Raw genomic sequence first — 16,223 nt, 5'->3', positions numbered from 1 at the left:
TACACGCGTACACACACGGGGGCGTGCGGGCAGGCGGGCGGGCGGGCACGCGTGCGCGCACGCGCCCACCCATCATTTCATGTTAGGAACGTTAGGAAGGTTAGGAAGGGGCAGCAATGGCGCGGGTTTCAGCCTTCCCAACCTGCTCCCAACCTTCCCAACGTTGGGCAGATCGGTGCGCATCATGGCTGATCTCGCCCACATGCGCCGCCAGTGGGCCGCCCTCATGCCCATGCTGGCCTACACTGGCTGGACCGAAGCCGACATCGAGGCCCTCACTGCCCAGGCCAAGGCCGACATGGCCAGCGGCAACCCCGTCCTCCTCGACGCCTGGGCCACCTGGCTGCGCATCACCACCTCCACGCTCATCGTCCGTAGCTGCACCACCTGCGCCTACCAGGCCCATCCCGGCCTCGGCAACACCTACTGTGCCGGCCCCCGTGCCGACCTCCATCCGGTCTATACCCCCAACCATCCCCTGCGCCGCTGCCCGCCCGACAGCGGCCGCACCTGCACGTTCTGGATTCGCCAGCCATGATCCCGATCACCATCACCATCAAGCACGACTTCCCGAAACTCATAGAAGAAATGAAGGCTGTGAGCGACCGCCACGCCAACTCGGCGACTATGCGTGCCCTTAATTCAACCATCCGCCAGGGTGAAGCCGAGATGGCTCGGCAAATCAGCCGCGCTTACCGCATCAAGCAGTCGGAAGTGCGCGATCGCCTCAGTACCAAGCCCGCACGAAAGGTGGGCGAAGGCTACAAGCTCGAAGTCTTTCTTGAGGCATCCAAGCGCGGACAGGGCCGCTCGATGAACCTGATTGCATTTCATACAGGCGGCGGCCGGCTGCTCAAGTCTGGCCAGCGTCAGCAGCTGAAATTCCAGATCCGTCGAGACGGCGGCCGAAAGCTGATCCCCGGCGCTTTCATCGGTAACAAGGGGCGCACGGTGTTCATTCGAGAGGGAAAGCGCCGCCTTCCCATCAAGGCAGTGAACACCATTGATGTAGTCCAAATGTTCAATGTTCGCAGGGTCAATGAGGCAGTGCGGAGGTTGATGCTAGACCGCTTTGAAGACAACTGGCGCCGCGAGCTTCACAACGTCGCGTGGATCTACAAGTGATCGTCCTCGCCGCCCACCCCATGCCCGGCGCCACCGCCACCGGCCCAAACTTCCGCTCAGGACGGTGGTCCAGCCCCGAAACCAGGCCAGCCGACCCCCTTCTGGGTCCTTCCACGCCGCCTCCCCTACGGCGCGAGACGACCCCGAATTTTCTCCAGTTTTTTGTTGAGCAGCGAGGTAAGTAAGTGCGGATCATCGGGCAGGAACAGATTGCAAGCCTGTTTGGCGTGGCGCCGAAGACCATCGTGGAGTGGCAGGAGGCCGGGTTTCCGATCGCGCTGCGCGGATCGCCGGGGATCCCGTCGGAGTACGAGAGCGACGCCTGCATCAACTGGTTGGTCGCGCGCGAGGTCCGCAAGGCTTGCACCGAGACGCCTTCTGATCGCTTGGCTCGCGTAAAGGCCGATCAGATCGAGATGGCCAACATGAGGGAGCGCGGCCTGCTGATCCCCGCTGCTGAAATTGAGCCCCGCATGACCGGGGCCATCATCGCAGCGCGTGAACGGCTGCGCGGCGATGCGGTACCGCTGGCGCGGCGAGCGCTCGGAAAGACCGCCGACGAAGTCGAGGCGATGCTGACTGAGACATTCGACGCCTTCCTGACCGAGCTGAGCCGGTGGAACCAGGACGACCTCGACGAGGACGAGGACGACCAGCTGGAGGGCGACGACGAGTGAACGCCCCCGGCAAGCGCATCCACGCCCCCTGGGCCATGCGATCGCTCAACGCGATGCTTGCGCGCGCCTTCACGAAGTTCCGGCCGAGGCCAAAGGAGCCCATGATCGAGTGGGTCGAGAAGTACCGCCGCCTCAGCACCGAGGAGTCCCCCGACTTCGGTGGTGATCCACCGCGCCCGTTCTCGCTCGACAACATCCCGGCAATGCGCGGGATCTTTGCCGCCTGTTCTGAGCGAAAGGTCCGTCGCGTCGTACACCAAAAAGCTGCGCAGGCGGCGCACACGGGTGGCCTCGTCTGCTCGATCCTCGGCTACCACATACACCGCGACCCCTGCATCATCGTGGTCATGTTCCCGCGCGTGCAGTCCTCGAAGGACTTCGCGACCGAGAAGTTTGACCCGATGATCCGGAGCACCAAGGCTCTGAGTCGCCGCCTGCGGCTCAAGTCCCGCACCGACGGCAATAGCACCACCCGCAAAAAATTCGATGGCGGCCTCATCAAGTTCGTTGCCTCCAATTCCCCGGCCGACGTCAAGTCCACCACCGCCAAGGTCCGCATCGTCGAAGAGCCGGACGACACTGCCAAGGACGTCCGTGGCCAGGGTAACTCCATCGCCCTGCTGCGCGAGCGCGGCAAGACCGTCCGCGAATCCTTCGAGCTGATCGGCGGAACCCCCACCGCCAAGGGCGCGTCGCAGGTCGAGAAGGAGATGCAGACCACTGACCAGCGCTACTTCTACGCCTTCTGCCACCACTGCGGCGAATCGCACAGCCCCGAGTTCGAGCACGTCACCATCCCCGGCCTCAACCTCAGCCCCGAAGAGTTGGCCGACCCGACCATCGACGAGCGCTATCCAGCCCGCCCGATCTATGGTCGTGCCCGCTGGGAGGATGCCTTCTATACCTGCCCGCACTGCGGCGGCCTATGGACCGACGAAGAGCGGGTCGCCAACATTCGCGCGGCGGCGGCTGTACCGCCGCTTTACGGCTGGCTTCCCACCACTGAAAGCCCTGATCCTGGCTTCTACAGCAACGAACTCCTGGCTGTTTTCGAGGGCTCCTACGTTCCACGGCTGGCCGAAAAATACCTGCGGGCGCTGCACCTGCTGGAGCAGGGCGACCCTACCGAAATGATTGCCTTCGAAAACAGCACCCGCGGGCGATGCTGGGAGTACAAGGGCGAGCTGCCGGAAGAAGACGAGCTCCGTGCCCGCGCCGAGAAATACCTCGAATGGTCCATCCCCGTCGGCGGCATCGAGGTCGTCATGAACGTCGACGTCCAGCACGACCGCCTGGCCGTGACCGTCTGGGCCATCGGCCGCGGTGACGAAATGTGGCTCGCCTACTGGGGCGAACTCTACGGCCAGACTATCGTTGCGCACGCCGGTTCCTGGCTCGAGCTCGAGCTGCTCATGGCCCGCAAAGTCCACCACGCCACCGGCGCCCGGATCCCCGTTCGCGCCGTGTCCATCGACTGCGGCGACGGCAACACCTCGGACGCCGTCTATGCTTTCGTCCGTCGCCACAATCGCGCCGATCGTCCCGTCCTTGCGACCAAGGGCGCCCCCGACGACGAAGGCCGCGTCGAAATCTGGACGCCGCCCAAGGCCATCGATCCCAACAACAAATCCACTAAAGCCAGCCGCTTTGGCGTCCAGGTTCACATCATCGGTACCGCCAAGGCCAAGGACCTCATCCTCGGCGGCGCCACCGGCCACGGCCGCATCCGCCTCACCGGAAACGGCCCCGGCCGCATGCACTGGTATGAAGGCGTCCGAGACGATCTCTATGAGCAACTGCTCTCCGAAATCAAGATCCCATCACGCTTTGACCCCCGGAAGAAGCGCTGGAAGGCCCGCACCGACCGCCGCAACGAGGCTCTCGACTGCACTGTCCAGGCCGTCTATCTGTCGCGCCACCTCAAGCTGCACCTCCGCAAGCCCCACCAATGGGACCTCGCCGAGCTCCGCCTGCGCCAGATCAACATGCTCGACCCGGAAGAGGAGGGTGCCCAAGTGCACACGCCTGCACAGGCCTCCGTGCAGCCGGCTCCGTCGGCGGCGGAATCCACCCCCGCATCCTCTGCCGCCCAGACCACCGCGCCGAGCTGGGCCTCGCTTATGGCCAAGCGCAAGGAAGCACGCCGTGGATAACCTGACGGAAGTCCTCGCCCTGGCAAAGCGCGAACTCAAAGACGTGCCGCCCGACGTCTGGGACCGCTTCGAGCGCCTCATCCGCGCCAACTTCGGCACCCGCCGCATCTACGTCCAGTCCCAAAAAAAGCGCACCCGCCTCGACCAGATCGCCGCGGCTGGTGACCAGGCCGACGCCGCCACCATCTCCCGCATGCTCGGCATCTCCGTCCGCCGCGTACAGCAACTAAAAAACCTAAAATAAATTTTGACACGAACAATATTCGTGCTATTGTAAACACATGGACGCGATGAATGCGACCGACAGCCAGCTAGGAGCAAGATCATGAAAACCATGTCTTTCGACAAATGGATGGATCAAGCCGACATGCCGCGTCAGGATCAGTTCGGCCAGTGGTACGACGGAGAGACCGGTATTTATTTCGATCCTGAATCCAAGGCGCCCTTCAACAAGCAGCTTCCGCAGTTCTGGGGCAAGCGCGTTTTTTTTACCGAGCTGCGCAACCGTCAGATGGAAATTCTGGTGCAGAACAGCCGTCTGTCTGAAGTAGGCCGCCGCGTGATTCCGCGCCAGGTGTTCGACACCCGCCCGGAGGGCGACGAAGCCCAGACCGAATGGGCCTGTAATCTCGTCGGAGTATCGATGCGATGAGATCCACCGTCATCGTGAGCTGGTGTCCGCGCACGCTGCGCTATGAGATAACCATCGTCCAGAAAAACGGCCGGCACCTGACTGGTCTGGATGGCGGCGGTAGTGAAGATCACGCGGCAGCAGCTCGGGCTGCCATGTATTCGGCCTGCCATTGCCTCCCCAACCCGCAGGGCGGTGACGTGATGGGGCCAAAAGCTGTGCTCGATCTAATCCCTCAGCATCTTCGCAATGTTCCTCCCGCATCTCAAAGAAAGGACTAAATCATGCCCAGCACATTTGCCGTCGTTAATGCCCCTGGATTCGAAAATGGCGACCCAGAAATGCGCATCTACAGCACCCACGAGAATGCGGACCTTGCGGAGAGGGAAGCCCGTTGCCACGACTACATCGAGGCCGGAACCCATCGCTACATGAAGCCGCGCGGCGTTATCGAGGTTTTTGAATCAGTTGAAAAAGGGGATGTCGTCTGGAACGATACTCCGGGCCGCACTGCCTGGAAGTGGGTATGACTCCGATCCAACTCACCAACCGCCCGCCCGCCGCCCTGGTCACCGCTACCCGCCAGGCCCACGGCTACACCCAGCTCCAGTGCGCCACCATCGTCTCCACCACTGCCCGCACCTGGCAAAAATACGAAGACCGGGATGAAGCCATGCCCCTCGCCATCTGGTGGCTCTTCCTGCTGCGCCTCGGCGAAATAACCCCGGGTCAGCTGCCGCCCATCCCCCAGCGCCAGCGCATCCCAGCCGCTGCCTGAAATTCCTTGCCTAGAAATTTCCACCCCTAAAAACCATCCTCCGGGGCATGACAAGCCCCGATACCCTCCGCGCCGGCGACTCCGCCGACTGGACCGAAAGCCTCCCCGACTTCCCGGCTGCTGACGGCTGGGTCGCCAAGGTCCGCATCCTCTTCAAGGCCGGCACGGCGGAGGACCTCACTGGCACAGCCTCGGGCACTGACTGGGCCTTCTCCGCCTCGGCCACCCTTACCGCCGCCTGGCCTGCCGGCCCGGCTACCCTGGTGCTCTATGTCGAGCGTGGTGCGGGTGGTGCTGCCCAGCGCGGCACCTTGCGCCAGCGTGCCCTCAGCGTCCTGCCCAACCTACTGCAGGCCAGCACCTTCGACGGGCGCAGCCCCAACCGCATCGCCCTGGCCGATTGCGAATCCGCCCTCGCCAAGTATGTCAGCGCCGGCCAAGCCCACGTCCAGTCCTACACCATCGCCGGCCGCACCATGCAATTCCGCGGCACCGCCGAAATCCTCGACCTCATCCGCTACTACAAGGCCGAAGTCGCCAAAGAGGATGCCGCTCTCGCCATCCTCAGCGGTGGCACCCCCGGCCGCGTCTACACAAAGATCTGACCCATGGGCTTCCTCGACCGCATCTTCCGTCCGGCGGCCCCCGCCGAAGCCGCCGCCGATCGCCAGGCCTGGCTCGACCGCACCATCTCCAGCGCTGCCGGGCAAGTCCAGCAGCAGATGCACGCCGCCATCCGCCACGCCGCCCGCAGCTTCGAGGCCGCCGAGACCCCAGCCTGGACCGACTCCTGGCCCACGCACTGCGGCGCCATCAATCAAGACTTGCAGATGCAGCTCCCCACGCTCATCGCCCGGGCGCGCGGCATCGCCCGCAACAACGAGTGGGCCATCAAGTACCTGTCCGATCTGCATGACAACACCTGCGGCGATACCGGCATCCGCATGCAGTCCCGCCTCAAAAAGCCTGGCCCTGGCGGGAAGTCCGTCTCCGATACCGAAGCCAACGCTGCCCTCGAATCCCTGTGGGAAAAGTTCTGGGCGCGCCCCGATGTCGCCGGCTACACCGGCCGCCAGATCGAGGATCTCGCCCTCAACGCGCTGGAGACCGATGGCGCCATCCTTTACCGCCTGCGCCCCGGCGCTGGCCCGCTCGGCTTCCAGGTCCAGATGCTGCCGGTCACGCTCCTCGATACCACCCTCAACCGGGACTGGGGGAGCAACCGCATCCGCATGGGCATCGAGATCAACAACGACAACCTGCCCGTCGCCTACTGGCTGTTGCTTGCCGACCCCAACGACTCGCCCACCAGCTACATCACGGTCGGCCGCCACGTCCGCATTCCCGCCGCCGAGATCCGTCACTACTACCACGTCCAGGAAGTCGGCCAGCTACGTGGTGTTCCGGGCCTCGTCAATGGCGCCCGGCGCATCTGGCTCACCAAGGCCTTCGAAGAATCCGCCGCCGTCGCCTCCATCAACGCCGCTCGGCGTGAAGGCTTCTTCAAGTCCATTGACGGCGAAGCGCCCAGCGGCTTCGCCGACCAGATCGTCTCCGCCACCCTCGACGCCGCCAAAGCCGCCGGCAAAGAGCTCACGCCGGAAGAGGTCCGCCAGATCATGGCCGCGGCCGAGAAGTACAACACCACCATGCCGGGCCAGTTCGACACCCTCCCGCAGGGTTACGACTTCACGCCCTTCGAAAGCAAGTGGCCCAACGTCAGCGCTGAAGGCTTCGTCAAGGGGCATCTGCGTGCCTGGTGCAGCGCCCGCGGCGTGTCCTATACCTCCATCGGCAACGACCTCGAAAGCGTCAATTACAGCTCGGCGCAAGTCGGTATGACCGCCGAGCGCTACCACTACCAGCGCCTGCAGGCAGATCTCATCAGCTGGCTGCACGCCTGCATCTTCGAGGCCGCGCTCCCTTACCTGCTGCTCCGCGCACCCGCCATCCTCAAGTACAGCCGCCTGCCGGACTACCTCTCCGCCGCCGCCTTCCAGGGCCGCCGCTGGGAACCCATCGATCCCCACAAGGGCGCCGCTGCCAACGAAATCCTCCTGCGCGCCAAGCTCATCAGCCGCCGCCGCATCTGGCTCAACGCCGCGCAAGACCCCGACGAGATGCAGGCCGAGATCGATGAGGACATCGCCCGCAACGGCGCCGTCGCCACCCCCAACCAGCCCGCACCCTCTGCCGCCCAGGATTCCGCCGACGGTGGCGCCGATACCGGCGGCGACAAGGCCTCCGCCTGAAATTCCTTGCCTAGAAATTTCACCCCCTCGCCGCGAGACTCCCACCATGCCCACCGCCACCACTCCTCACGCTATCGGGACGCGCAGCCGCATTGACGGGCGCCTCGAGCGCTACTTCCCGGCCCAGCTCAAGATCCGCCTCCTCGACCCCGCCGACCCGCCCGCCGATCCCGAAATGGACGGCGGGGAAGGGGAGGGCGAGGACGATCAGCCCGCCGCTCAACTCCTGCGCCTCGAGCTATCCGTCTCGTCCGAGGAACCCTACCTGCGCTGCAGCTGGTGGGACGACGACTGGATCGAGGTGCTCGGCCACAAGGCGACTGAAGTGGATCTCACCCGCCTCAACGGCGGCGCCCCGCTGCTCGCCAACCACAACCGTTGGAGCAGCATCGGCGACACCCCGCTCGCCGGCATCGGCGTCATCGAAAAAGCCTGGCTCGACGGCACCCGCCTCATGGCCAATGTCGCCATTTCCCGCCGAGGTGCGCTGGGCGATCTGCGCCAGGACATCGCCGACGGCCTCGTCCGCAATGTCTCCATCGGCTACAGCATTGACGAGCGCATCCTTGTCAAGTCCACCGAAGGCATGCCCGCCGAATACCGCGTCACCCAGTGGACGCCCTTCGAAATCTCCCTCGTCGACATCCCCGCCGATGCCACCGTCGGCCTCGGCCGTAGCGCCAGCCCCCTCGAAGCCAACCAGGGCGACCCCGCCCAACCGCAATACCGCGTCATCCAACTTTCGCCCACCGCGGGCGCCACCACCGGAGCACGATCCATGACCACCCCCGACAACGCCCCCGCGGCCACCTCGACCGCACCCGCTGCCCCCGCCGACGGCCTTAAGGCCGAACGCGAACGCATGCGCGAGATCCAGAACACCGCCGCCCACTTCCGGCAGCTCGACGGCATCGACGATCTCGCCAATGTGGCCATCGATTCCGGCACCACCGCCGAAGCCTTCCGCGCCCAGGTCACCCGCAAGCTGCAGGATACCGGCCAGTTCCGTGCCGCCGAATCCCCCGAGATCGGCATGAGCCCCCGCGAAGTCAAGAGCTACAGCCTCTGCCGCGCGCTCCTCGCTGCCTCCGATCCCATCAATGCCCACACCCTGGCCCCGTTCGAACTGGAGTGCAGCCGCGCCGCGCAAGACAAGCGCGGCGATACCCGCCCTGGCAAAGACCGCGACGCTGCTCTCACCATCCCGATGGATGTCCTGTCCCGCGGCATCGAGCTGTCTGAAAAGGATGCCTGGCGCGCCGCGCAAGCCCTTATCTCTCGCGCTCGCGCCGGTGGCGCTGCCCAGAATTTCCGCGACCTCAACATTGGCACCAGTACGGCCGGCGGCAATCTCGTCGCCACTCAGCTGCTGGGCTCCAGCTTTATCGAGCTCCTGCGCAATGCTCTGGTCCTCGACCGTATGGGCATCACCACGCTCGCCGACCTCAACGGCAACATTGCCATCCCCAGCCAGACTGGCGCTGCCACCACCTACTGGGTCACCGAAGGCAATGCCCCGACCGAGTCGCAGCAGACTATCGGCCAGGTCACCTACACTCCCAAGACCATCGGCGCCTTTACCGACTACACCCGCCGCCTGCTGCTCCAGTCCAGCATCAGCGTCGAGGCCTTCGTCCGCGCCGACCTCGCCGCGCAGATCGCCCAGGGCATCCTGTCTGCCGCCATCAACGGCGCTGGCTCCGGCGGAGAGCCCACCGGGATCCTCAACACCTCCGGCATCGGCGCCGTCGCCGCCGGTACCAACGGCAGCGCCCCCTTGTACGACCACCTGGTCGACCTTGAAACGGCTGTTGCCGTTGCCAATGCGGATGTTGGAACCCTGGCCTACCTCACCAATGGCAAGGCCCGTGGCAAGCTGCGCAAGACCCAGGTTTTTAGTGGCACCAACGGCCAGCCCGTGTGGACCAAGGGTCGCGAGTCGGGTGTCTATGACGTCATGGGCTACGACGCCTACGTCACCAATGCCGTGCCCTCCAACCTCACCAAGGGCACCAGCACCGGCGTCTGCTCCGCGGGCATCTTCGGCAACTGGTCCGATTTCATCCTCGCCCTGTGGGGTGGCCTCGACGTCATGCTCGATCCCTACGCCATGTCCACCAGCGGCGGCAAGCGCGTCGTTGCCCTGCAGGACTGCGACATGGGGCCGCGGCGCACGGCCAGCTTTGCAGCCGTCAAGGATTGGCTCACCACCTGACCCCGTAGTGCACACGTAATCACATTGCCCCTCGGCCCCTTGCGGGCCGAGCACCCACCCGGAGCTCACCATGCAAGTCCTCATCATCGATACCACCATCGTCAACTTCGGCGACGACCGCGGCGGCCAGGTCGTCGAGGCCCCCAACCTCCCCGACGTCAACAAAGAAACGGCCCGCGCCCTGGTCATCTCCGGCCGTGCCCTTTACGTCAGCAAGACCGACGACCCCGAGAAGGGCGCCCCCAACACCGCCGGCCCCGAAATGATCAAGGCCGCCAAGGTCGCCATCGCCGACCGCGACAAGGCCGTCAAGGCCGGCGCCGAAGAAAACGCCTGATCCACCTGTCGCCCCGGAGCCCCCATGTCCATCAAAGCACTTGCCCCTTTCTTCGGCCCCTCCGGGGCGCTCGTCTCAGTCGATGGCGCCACGCTCACTTACGGCGCCGCCTTCGAAGCCGACCTCGTCCAGCGTGGCGTGGCAGCCTATGTCACCAAGCCCACCAGTCCGGGCAATAAGGTCCCTGTCGAGGCAAGCCTCTTGGATGGGGGGATTAAAAACGGCCTGATCCAATCGACGGTTGGTGTCATTTCGCAGTGGGGGGCACGACTGCTTCCGCGCATCGATGTGGGCGACTCAACGGTGGCGAACGGCTGGGGGCAGGATACGCCCACCTTCGTATATGCATCTCCGCTGTCTTACTACCAGGGCGGCGGTTACGTCGGGATCGTGGACAACAGCCAGTTTGAGGAGGGCAATGCCCAGCTCGGCGCCCCGACTTACTTAATCCGCAATGCGGGCATCGGCGGCAACAACACCGATGACGTGCTGGCCCGATTGGATGCTGACGTGCTCGCATACAAGCCCGCTGTGGTCAATGTGGCGCTCGGCACCAACGACATCGTCCAGGGCAAGAACGCTGCATACATCATCGCCAACCTGGCCACGATCTTCGACCGGATCTCGGCCAAGGGCACGGTCATCGTGGTAACTGACATCGGGCCGCGCCAGTCTTTCACCTCCCAGAACATCATCGATGCCCTGGCCGTCAACAAGTGGCTGTCTGCGCAGGAGACCGTTCGCGCGGGCTATGCCCACGTCCGCACCTGGGGTCTGCTGGCCGATGAGATCACGGGCGCTCCCAAGGCCGGCTACACGTGGGATGGTACGCACTGGACCAACATCGGCGCCTTCTTGATCGGCAGTGCCTACGCCCGCCGCTGTGCCGGCCTGTTTGGCGACGGCTGGAGCTTCGTCCCCAACGGCGACAGCTACCTGCTGGACAGCACGTCCGAGATCCGCAACGACAACCCGCTGGCTGGCGCCGGTACGCCCCCGGCGCTCAACACAGGGGTAACGGGCGCGCTGGCCCAGGGTTTTGACTGCGGTCGCGGCGTTGGCTCCCCGAACGTTGTGGCCTCACTGTACGCGGCACCCGATGGTGTCGGCTACATCCAGCGCCTGGCGATTACCTTCGCGGCGGCCGGCGACATGGTGTATTTCGGCACGCCGGGCCTCGCCGCTCGCTACTTGGGTGGCAGGCTGCTGGAGACGCAGGCGGATGTCACGGTTGTGGCCGGCAGCCAGGCGGTGCTCAAGCAGATGACCCTGAGTTGCGGTGCAACGGTAACGGGCGGCGTGACTTACTCGACCAAGGTTTTCGACCAGACCGCCGGGCGCGGCGCAGGCGCTATTCCGTTCGGGGCCGCGGGCTTCAGCCGCCGGATGCGTACTCCTCGCATGCTGATGCCGACCGGCGTCACCTCTTCGAGTTGGAACAACCGGATCAACATGTACGCCAGCGCAGCCGGTACTGTGACCGTCGATGTACGCCAGTTCGCGGCTCGTCTCATCACGCCGTAAGTCTAATCCCCCTCGCGCATTCATTCGCAGCACTGACCCAGCAGGATCTGGGCGCCGAGTTCATCGGTATGGAAACCCGGCCTGGAGCCGGGTTTTCTATTTCTTCGCTGAAATTCCTTGCCTAGAAATTTCACCCCCTGCCCGCCATCCTGCGGGCATGGACATCTCCGCCGACCTCGCCCTGTTCTACGCCGACTTCGGCACTTCTGCCACGCTCACTCCCGCTGCGGGTGGCGCTGCATCTGACCCGCACCTGGTGCTCTTCACCCGTGCGTCCGGCGGCACCTTCGGCGGTGAGTTTGTGATGACAGCGCCCACCATCCAGTACATCAGTGCCGACTTCCCGGCGGCTACAACCGACGACGTCTTTCAGCTCGGCGCCGAATCCTGGCGCATTGTCGAGCAGCCGCAGCCCACCGAGGATGGCCTCGAGCACGTCGCGGCCGTCACCCGAATCGCCTGACCATGACCGCCTCCGTCATCGAGACTGCGCTCGCCCGGTTTGAGACCGTCCTCTCTGCCGCCCTTTCCACGCATCGAGTAGAGCGGGGCAGGGACACCGCCTTCTCTCCTGCCGAATGCCCGGCTATCAACATCCGCCGCGCCAGCGCCGACTTCGATGCCATCGGTCTCTCGGTCCTGCAGATCGATCTCGTCGTCGAGCTCGACATCTGGGCTGTTGGTGCCAGCCACGAAACCGCTACCGACGCCACCCACGTCGCCGCCCACTTGGCCCTGCTGGCCGATGCCACCCTCGGCCCGAAAATCGCGGCTCCCGTCAGTACCGAAACTGAATCCGACACGGGCGAAGCCCAGGTCGGCCACCTCACCGCGCGCTACCGGATCCTGCTCCAGTGCGCTCGAAACAACCTCTCCATCCCGATGTAACAGGAGTCCATCATGCAACTGCCCAACGGCTCTACTCTCGACATTGCCAGCACTTACGGCACCGCTGCCGTCATGACGGCTATCACCAATGCGGCCTCTGCAGTCGGCACGCTGGCTGTCGGCCATGGCGTGGCGATGAATGACATCGTCGAAATCACGTCCGGCTGGGGTGGCATCGATGGGCAGATCGCTAAGGTTTCTGCCCTGTCGACCAACGATGCCACCTTCCTCAACGTCGATACCGTCGGCGTCCAATATCCGGCCGGCTCCGGCATCGGCTCCGTCCGCGAGATCACCGCGTGGACGCAATTCCCCCTGGTTCTCGACCTGGCTGACCAGGGCGGCGATCAACAATTCTGGAACTACCAGCCGCTCTCCGCTTACAAGCAAAAGCAGCTCCCCACCGTCGCCAACGCCGTTTCGATCAGCTTCAAAATCGACGACGACATTACCCGGCCCAGCTACATCGCCTGCCGTGCTGCGGCCAAGAGCAAGGCCCGCACTGCCTTCCGCCTCACACTGCCGAATGGCGGAACGGTCTACTGGAACGGCTACGTATCCATGACCGAAAACTCCTCCTACACCGTCAACGTCGGCATGACCTACACCGTCACCCTGTCCCTCGACGCCCCCGTCACCCGCTACTAAGGCGCCCGTCATGGCCATCCGCTTCTGCCCAGCCCCCACCTTTGTCGCCCCGATCCAGCTCACCATCCCCGGCAAGGCCGAGCTGGCTACGCTGCGCTTCGAATTCCGGCACAAAACCGTCGACGAGCTCAAGATCCTCTTTGCCAGCTGGATCGATCAGGATGGCCTGCAGGCCATCTCCCGGGCGCTGGCCAAAAGCGGCGAGCTCATCGTCCCCGATGTGCTCGTTCAAGTCATGGCCCTGGCCGACCTCCATGCCGGCCGCAAGAGCATCGAAGACGTGCTCGGCGAGCTCATCGTTGGTTGGCCGGACGGGCCGCTCTATGAGGACGGCACGCCTGTCCCCTTCAGCCTCGACAACCTCGCCGCCTTTATCACGGCATATCCGGCCTCCCGAAAAGAGGTGCTCAAGCAGTACGTCAAGCACCTCACGGAGTCCCGCCTGGGAAACTGACCGCGGCCGTCGAGATGCTCTACACCCGGCGGCCGCAAGGACAGCTCGCTCGCCTCGGCCTCCGGCCCGAGGACTACGACCACGACGTGCGCGTCTGGCCCGAAAACTGGCCCGTCCTAAGTCTCCTGCAGGCGATGGATGGCCAGTGGGACATTGCCCTTGGTGAGCGCCGCCCGGTCTACCTCAAGCTCGACTACACCGCGCTGCCGCTCATCGCTGCCGCGCACGGTATCGCCCTCGATGAGCCCGTGCTCACCCTCCTGCAGCACGCCGCACTCACTGCCCGCGCTTGCCTCAACAGCTGATCATGGCCACAAACGAATCCAAGATCATCCTCACCGCTGAAGACCGGACCCGCGCGGCATGGGACTCCCTCAAGCGCCAGGGTTCGGCAGCCTTGTCCGAAACGCAAATGCAGGTGGCCGGCATCGCCGCCAGCTTTGCCGGCGTCTTCGGTGGCTTTGCTGCAGCCGGGATTTACGGCGCTTTCGTCACCGAGACTGTCGCCGTCCTCGGTACCCTCAAGGATCTGGAGGAGGGCTTCGGCGCCACCGCAGAAGGGCTTTCCCGCGTCCGTGCCGGATTTGCCCTCAACGGCGCGCCAATGGAAGAAATGGACACCGCCATCAAGCGCCTGTCCCGATCCATGACGGATGCGAAAGACCCCACCACCGCTGCCGCCCGCGCCATTCAGGCCCTCGGCCTCAACACTGACGAGTTCCTCAAGCTCAGCCCGGACCAGGCCCTCATCAAGATCGCCGAGTCCATCCAAAAATACAGCGATGGCACCGGCAAGGCTGCCGTCGTCTCCGCACTCCTGGGCAAAGAGGGCGGCAAGCTCATCCCCGTGCTCAACGATATCGTTGAGGTCGGCGACAAATACACCCGCATCACGCAGCAGCAAGTAGAGGAGGCCGATAAATTCGACAAGTCCGTCAAGCGCCTCAGCGCCTCCTTTGCCGACTTCAAACTTTCCGTCGGCAACGACGTCATCCCCGCCCTCAACGAGATCATCGATTTCACCCGCCGCGCCCGGCAGGAATACGGCGCCTTTTGGGGCACGCTGATCGGCGGCCTCGGCGGCAGCGGTGCCAAGCTTCTCGGTATCGATCTGGACGAGCTCAAGCGCGCTGAGACGACGGTGACCGAAACCTTCGGCAAGCTCACCAAAGCCCGGCAGGAACTCATTGATCAGCAAAAGCTCAAGGCCTCCGGGCTCGGCATCGGCTGGGTTATCGATCGCAATATCAAGGGTGCTCAGGAAGAAATCGCTCAGTACAGCAAAGAGCTCAAGGACGCCATCAAGGCCCGTGACGGGCTGCTGAAAGAGCGCGCCAACGGCGGTGCCAAGGCCAACGCCAAGTCCGATGCCCTGCAAGGCTTCGACCCGCGTGTCCCCAGCAAGGATAAAGAAGGCAAAACCCCCAAGGAAGACCCCACTCTCGGCCAGGACGTCGGCTCTGCACAAGCCTACGCCCGCGCCATGGACGGCCTTTTTCGAGCCCAGCGCACCGCCGGCGATGTCGGCCGCGAGCTCACCGCCTCCCAGCAAGTCCTCTACGACCTCATGCGCCAGCCCGAGTGGGAGCGCATGCCCGACGCCTGGCGTGAGCTCGTCATCGCCCAGACCGCCGCCACCGTCGAGGCTGAGCGCACTGCGGCCGCTACCAAGCGCCTCAACGATCTGCTTGCCAACACCGAAACCGCCAAGCTCGACCGCACCCGCGACACCATGCAGTTCCTCGCCGACGCCTTCGAGCGCGGCACCATCTCCGCAAAGGAGTTCGAGGAGGCCGCCACCGCAGCCCTCGGCAACGTCGCCGACAAAGGCAAGGGCGAGTTCGAGCTCCTTTTGGAGGCGATCGAAGGTTGGGGCCGCGATGCCTCCAAAGAAATTGCCCGCGTCGTTTTCGATGGCGAGCTGTCCTTCAAGTCCCTCGGCAAGATCATCGACAACGTCGCCCAGCAGATCTTCTCGATGCTGCTCCAGCAGCAGCTCATGGGGCCGCTCATGCAGTCCATCGGCGGCAGCGTCAAGGGCGCGGTCGGCGGGGCATCCGGCGGCGGCAGTGGAACGCTCTTCGACAGCCTGGCGTCTCTCGGCTCCAAGTTCATCGGCTCGTTTGACGTCGGCACGCCCTACGTCCCCAAGACCGGCCTGGCGATGATCCATGAAGGCGAGCGCATCCTCACCCGCAAGGAAAACGCCCACCTCCCGCAAATGCTCGCCGGTGCCGGAAAGGGCGACCAGAACGTCACCATGCACATCAACGTCGGCGGCGTGGCCGACAGCCGCACTGCCCAGCAGATCGGCGCCGAAGCCGCTGCCGCCCTTCGCCGCGCCAGCCTCCGCAATGGATAGGAGCCCCGCCATGCAGCCCCCAAAAGTCACCGTTCGTGCCTCGCTGCCCTGGTGGGCACACTACTACATCGCCAGCTGCAGCCTCTTCGCTGTACTGACCGGCGCCAAGCCCGACACCGACAAGATCGTCCGCACCGTCCTGCGCCACACCCGCTGGCGCATCGTTGCCGAGGACTGAA

General features: G+C 64.6%; 21 protein-coding genes. All 21 read left to right on the top strand.

Annotated features, from left to right (window positions below):
• The first annotated feature begins 184 nt into the window (after positions 1-184).
• The 21 genes from AC3QL2_RS04420 to AC3QL2_RS04320 all read left to right on the top strand — a co-directional run bounded on the left by AC3QL2_RS04420 (position 185) and on the right by AC3QL2_RS04320 (position 16,222).
• Positions 185-538, top strand: coding sequence for a hypothetical protein (locus AC3QL2_RS04420; protein ID WP_493232274.1), 354 nt, complete (start codon positions 185-187; stop codon positions 536-538).
• A complete protein-coding gene (locus AC3QL2_RS04415) occupies positions 535-1,125 on the top strand; it encodes a phage tail protein (RefSeq protein ID WP_493232275.1) in 591 nt (196 codons plus the stop codon). The genes AC3QL2_RS04420 and AC3QL2_RS04415 overlap by 4 nt, the downstream gene beginning before the upstream one ends.
• A 185-nt stretch (positions 1,126-1,310) precedes the next feature.
• The gene (locus AC3QL2_RS04410) at positions 1,311-1,802 is read left to right on the top strand and encodes a hypothetical protein (protein ID WP_493232276.1); all 492 of its coding nucleotides are present in this window, start codon (positions 1,311-1,313) and stop codon (positions 1,800-1,802) included.
• Between the two features lie 101 nt (positions 1,803-1,903).
• The gene (locus AC3QL2_RS04405; RefSeq protein WP_493232277.1) at positions 1,904-3,955 is read left to right on the top strand and encodes a terminase gpA endonuclease subunit; all 2,052 of its coding nucleotides are present in this window, start codon (positions 1,904-1,906) and stop codon (positions 3,953-3,955) included.
• Positions 3,948-4,199, top strand: a complete 252-nt coding sequence (locus AC3QL2_RS04400) for a hypothetical protein (RefSeq protein WP_493232278.1) — start codon at positions 3,948-3,950, stop codon at positions 4,197-4,199. Before AC3QL2_RS04405 ends, AC3QL2_RS04400 begins: the two co-directional genes overlap by 8 nt.
• An 81-nt stretch (positions 4,200-4,280) precedes the next feature.
• Positions 4,281-4,607 (top strand): hypothetical protein, encoded by a 327-nt coding sequence (locus AC3QL2_RS04395; RefSeq protein ID WP_493232279.1) that lies wholly within the window; start codon positions 4,281-4,283, stop codon positions 4,605-4,607.
• Positions 4,604-4,867: a hypothetical protein gene (locus AC3QL2_RS04390; RefSeq protein WP_493232280.1), complete on the top strand. Its 264-nt coding sequence runs from the start codon at positions 4,604-4,606 to the stop codon at positions 4,865-4,867. The genes AC3QL2_RS04395 and AC3QL2_RS04390 overlap by 4 nt, the downstream gene beginning before the upstream one ends.
• A gap of 3 nt (positions 4,868-4,870) precedes the next feature.
• Positions 4,871-5,116, top strand: coding sequence for a hypothetical protein (locus tag AC3QL2_RS04385; protein WP_493232281.1), 246 nt, complete (start codon positions 4,871-4,873; stop codon positions 5,114-5,116).
• Complete coding sequence (locus AC3QL2_RS04380) at positions 5,113-5,364, top strand: hypothetical protein (protein WP_493232282.1); 252 nt, start codon at positions 5,113-5,115, stop codon at positions 5,362-5,364. Before AC3QL2_RS04385 ends, AC3QL2_RS04380 begins: the two co-directional genes overlap by 4 nt.
• 47 nt (positions 5,365-5,411) lie before the next feature.
• Positions 5,412-5,969 (top strand): hypothetical protein, encoded by a 558-nt coding sequence (locus tag AC3QL2_RS04375; RefSeq protein ID WP_493232283.1) that lies wholly within the window; start codon positions 5,412-5,414, stop codon positions 5,967-5,969.
• A gap of 3 nt (positions 5,970-5,972) precedes the next feature.
• Positions 5,973-7,616: a phage portal protein gene (locus tag AC3QL2_RS04370; RefSeq protein WP_493232284.1), complete on the top strand. Its 1,644-nt coding sequence runs from the start codon at positions 5,973-5,975 to the stop codon at positions 7,614-7,616.
• 46 nt (positions 7,617-7,662) lie between these two features.
• Entirely contained in the window at positions 7,663-9,831 is a 2,169-nt protein-coding gene (locus AC3QL2_RS04365) for a phage major capsid protein (RefSeq protein WP_493232285.1), read from the top strand.
• A 70-nt stretch (positions 9,832-9,901) separates the two neighbouring features.
• On the top strand, positions 9,902-10,168 hold the full coding sequence (locus AC3QL2_RS04360; RefSeq protein WP_493232286.1) for a hypothetical protein: 267 nt from the start codon (positions 9,902-9,904) through the stop codon (positions 10,166-10,168).
• A 24-nt stretch (positions 10,169-10,192) separates the two neighbouring features.
• Positions 10,193-11,692, top strand: a complete 1,500-nt coding sequence (locus tag AC3QL2_RS04355) for an SGNH/GDSL hydrolase family protein (RefSeq protein ID WP_493232287.1) — start codon at positions 10,193-10,195, stop codon at positions 11,690-11,692.
• A gap of 157 nt (positions 11,693-11,849) precedes the next feature.
• Positions 11,850-12,155 (top strand): head-tail joining protein, encoded by a 306-nt coding sequence (locus AC3QL2_RS04350; RefSeq protein WP_493232288.1) that lies wholly within the window; start codon positions 11,850-11,852, stop codon positions 12,153-12,155.
• Positions 12,156-12,157: 2 nt separating this feature from the next.
• A complete protein-coding gene (locus AC3QL2_RS04345; RefSeq protein WP_493232289.1) occupies positions 12,158-12,580 on the top strand; it encodes a hypothetical protein in 423 nt (140 codons plus the stop codon).
• Between the two features lie 12 nt (positions 12,581-12,592).
• Positions 12,593-13,228, top strand: coding sequence for a phage tail protein (locus tag AC3QL2_RS04340; RefSeq protein ID WP_493232290.1), 636 nt, complete (start codon positions 12,593-12,595; stop codon positions 13,226-13,228).
• 10 nt (positions 13,229-13,238) lie between these two features.
• Positions 13,239-13,682, top strand: a complete 444-nt coding sequence (locus AC3QL2_RS04335) for a phage tail assembly chaperone (protein ID WP_493232291.1) — start codon at positions 13,239-13,241, stop codon at positions 13,680-13,682.
• Positions 13,683-13,696: 14 nt separating this feature from the next.
• Positions 13,697-13,987, top strand: coding sequence for a DUF1799 domain-containing protein (locus tag AC3QL2_RS04330; RefSeq protein ID WP_493232292.1), 291 nt, complete (start codon positions 13,697-13,699; stop codon positions 13,985-13,987).
• Positions 13,988-13,989: 2 nt separating this feature from the next.
• Positions 13,990-16,044: a hypothetical protein gene (locus tag AC3QL2_RS04325; RefSeq protein WP_493232293.1), complete on the top strand. Its 2,055-nt coding sequence runs from the start codon at positions 13,990-13,992 to the stop codon at positions 16,042-16,044.
• A gap of 10 nt (positions 16,045-16,054) precedes the next feature.
• Entirely contained in the window at positions 16,055-16,222 is a 168-nt protein-coding gene (locus AC3QL2_RS04320; RefSeq protein WP_493232294.1) for a hypothetical protein, read from the top strand.
• Position 16,223: the final 1 nt, after the last annotated feature.

This window comes from Zoogloea sp. GW822-FHT05C07, assembly GCF_058800215.1.
Note: the sequence above shows the minus strand (reverse complement) of the source record. Positions and strands in the feature narration are given on the sequence as shown.

Excerpts from the sequence above, each read along its gene's own strand:
- AC3QL2_RS04350 (WP_493232288.1), top strand. The coding sequence starts at position 11,850 with ATGGACATCTCCGCCGACCTCGCCCTGTTCTACGCCGACTTCGGCACT.
- AC3QL2_RS04360 (WP_493232286.1), top strand. The coding sequence starts at position 9,902 with ATGCAAGTCCTCATCATCGATACCACCATCGTCAACTTCGGCGACGAC.
- AC3QL2_RS04355 (WP_493232287.1), top strand. The coding sequence starts at position 10,193 with ATGTCCATCAAAGCACTTGCCCCTTTCTTCGGCCCCTCCGGGGCGCTC.
- AC3QL2_RS04405 (WP_493232277.1), top strand. The coding sequence starts at position 1,904 with ATGATCGAGTGGGTCGAGAAGTACCGCCGCCTCAGCACCGAGGAGTCC.
- AC3QL2_RS04340 (WP_493232290.1), top strand. The coding sequence starts at position 12,593 with ATGCAACTGCCCAACGGCTCTACTCTCGACATTGCCAGCACTTACGGC.
- AC3QL2_RS04380 (WP_493232282.1), top strand. The coding sequence starts at position 5,113 with ATGACTCCGATCCAACTCACCAACCGCCCGCCCGCCGCCCTGGTCACC.
- AC3QL2_RS04375 (WP_493232283.1), top strand. The coding sequence starts at position 5,412 with ATGACAAGCCCCGATACCCTCCGCGCCGGCGACTCCGCCGACTGGACC.
- AC3QL2_RS04330 (WP_493232292.1), top strand. The coding sequence starts at position 13,697 with ATGCTCTACACCCGGCGGCCGCAAGGACAGCTCGCTCGCCTCGGCCTC.
- AC3QL2_RS04365 (WP_493232285.1), top strand. The coding sequence starts at position 7,663 with ATGCCCACCGCCACCACTCCTCACGCTATCGGGACGCGCAGCCGCATT.
- AC3QL2_RS04385 (WP_493232281.1), top strand. The coding sequence starts at position 4,871 with ATGCCCAGCACATTTGCCGTCGTTAATGCCCCTGGATTCGAAAATGGC.
- AC3QL2_RS04345 (WP_493232289.1), top strand. The coding sequence starts at position 12,158 with ATGACCGCCTCCGTCATCGAGACTGCGCTCGCCCGGTTTGAGACCGTC.
- AC3QL2_RS04390 (WP_493232280.1), top strand. The coding sequence starts at position 4,604 with ATGAGATCCACCGTCATCGTGAGCTGGTGTCCGCGCACGCTGCGCTAT.
- AC3QL2_RS04420 (WP_493232274.1), top strand. The coding sequence starts at position 185 with ATGGCTGATCTCGCCCACATGCGCCGCCAGTGGGCCGCCCTCATGCCC.
- AC3QL2_RS04335 (WP_493232291.1), top strand. The coding sequence starts at position 13,239 with ATGGCCATCCGCTTCTGCCCAGCCCCCACCTTTGTCGCCCCGATCCAG.
- AC3QL2_RS04370 (WP_493232284.1), top strand. The coding sequence starts at position 5,973 with ATGGGCTTCCTCGACCGCATCTTCCGTCCGGCGGCCCCCGCCGAAGCC.
- AC3QL2_RS04320 (WP_493232294.1), top strand. The coding sequence starts at position 16,055 with ATGCAGCCCCCAAAAGTCACCGTTCGTGCCTCGCTGCCCTGGTGGGCA.
- AC3QL2_RS04325 (WP_493232293.1), top strand. The coding sequence starts at position 13,990 with ATGGCCACAAACGAATCCAAGATCATCCTCACCGCTGAAGACCGGACC.
- AC3QL2_RS04395 (WP_493232279.1), top strand. The coding sequence starts at position 4,281 with ATGAAAACCATGTCTTTCGACAAATGGATGGATCAAGCCGACATGCCG.
- AC3QL2_RS04415 (WP_493232275.1), top strand. The coding sequence starts at position 535 with ATGATCCCGATCACCATCACCATCAAGCACGACTTCCCGAAACTCATA.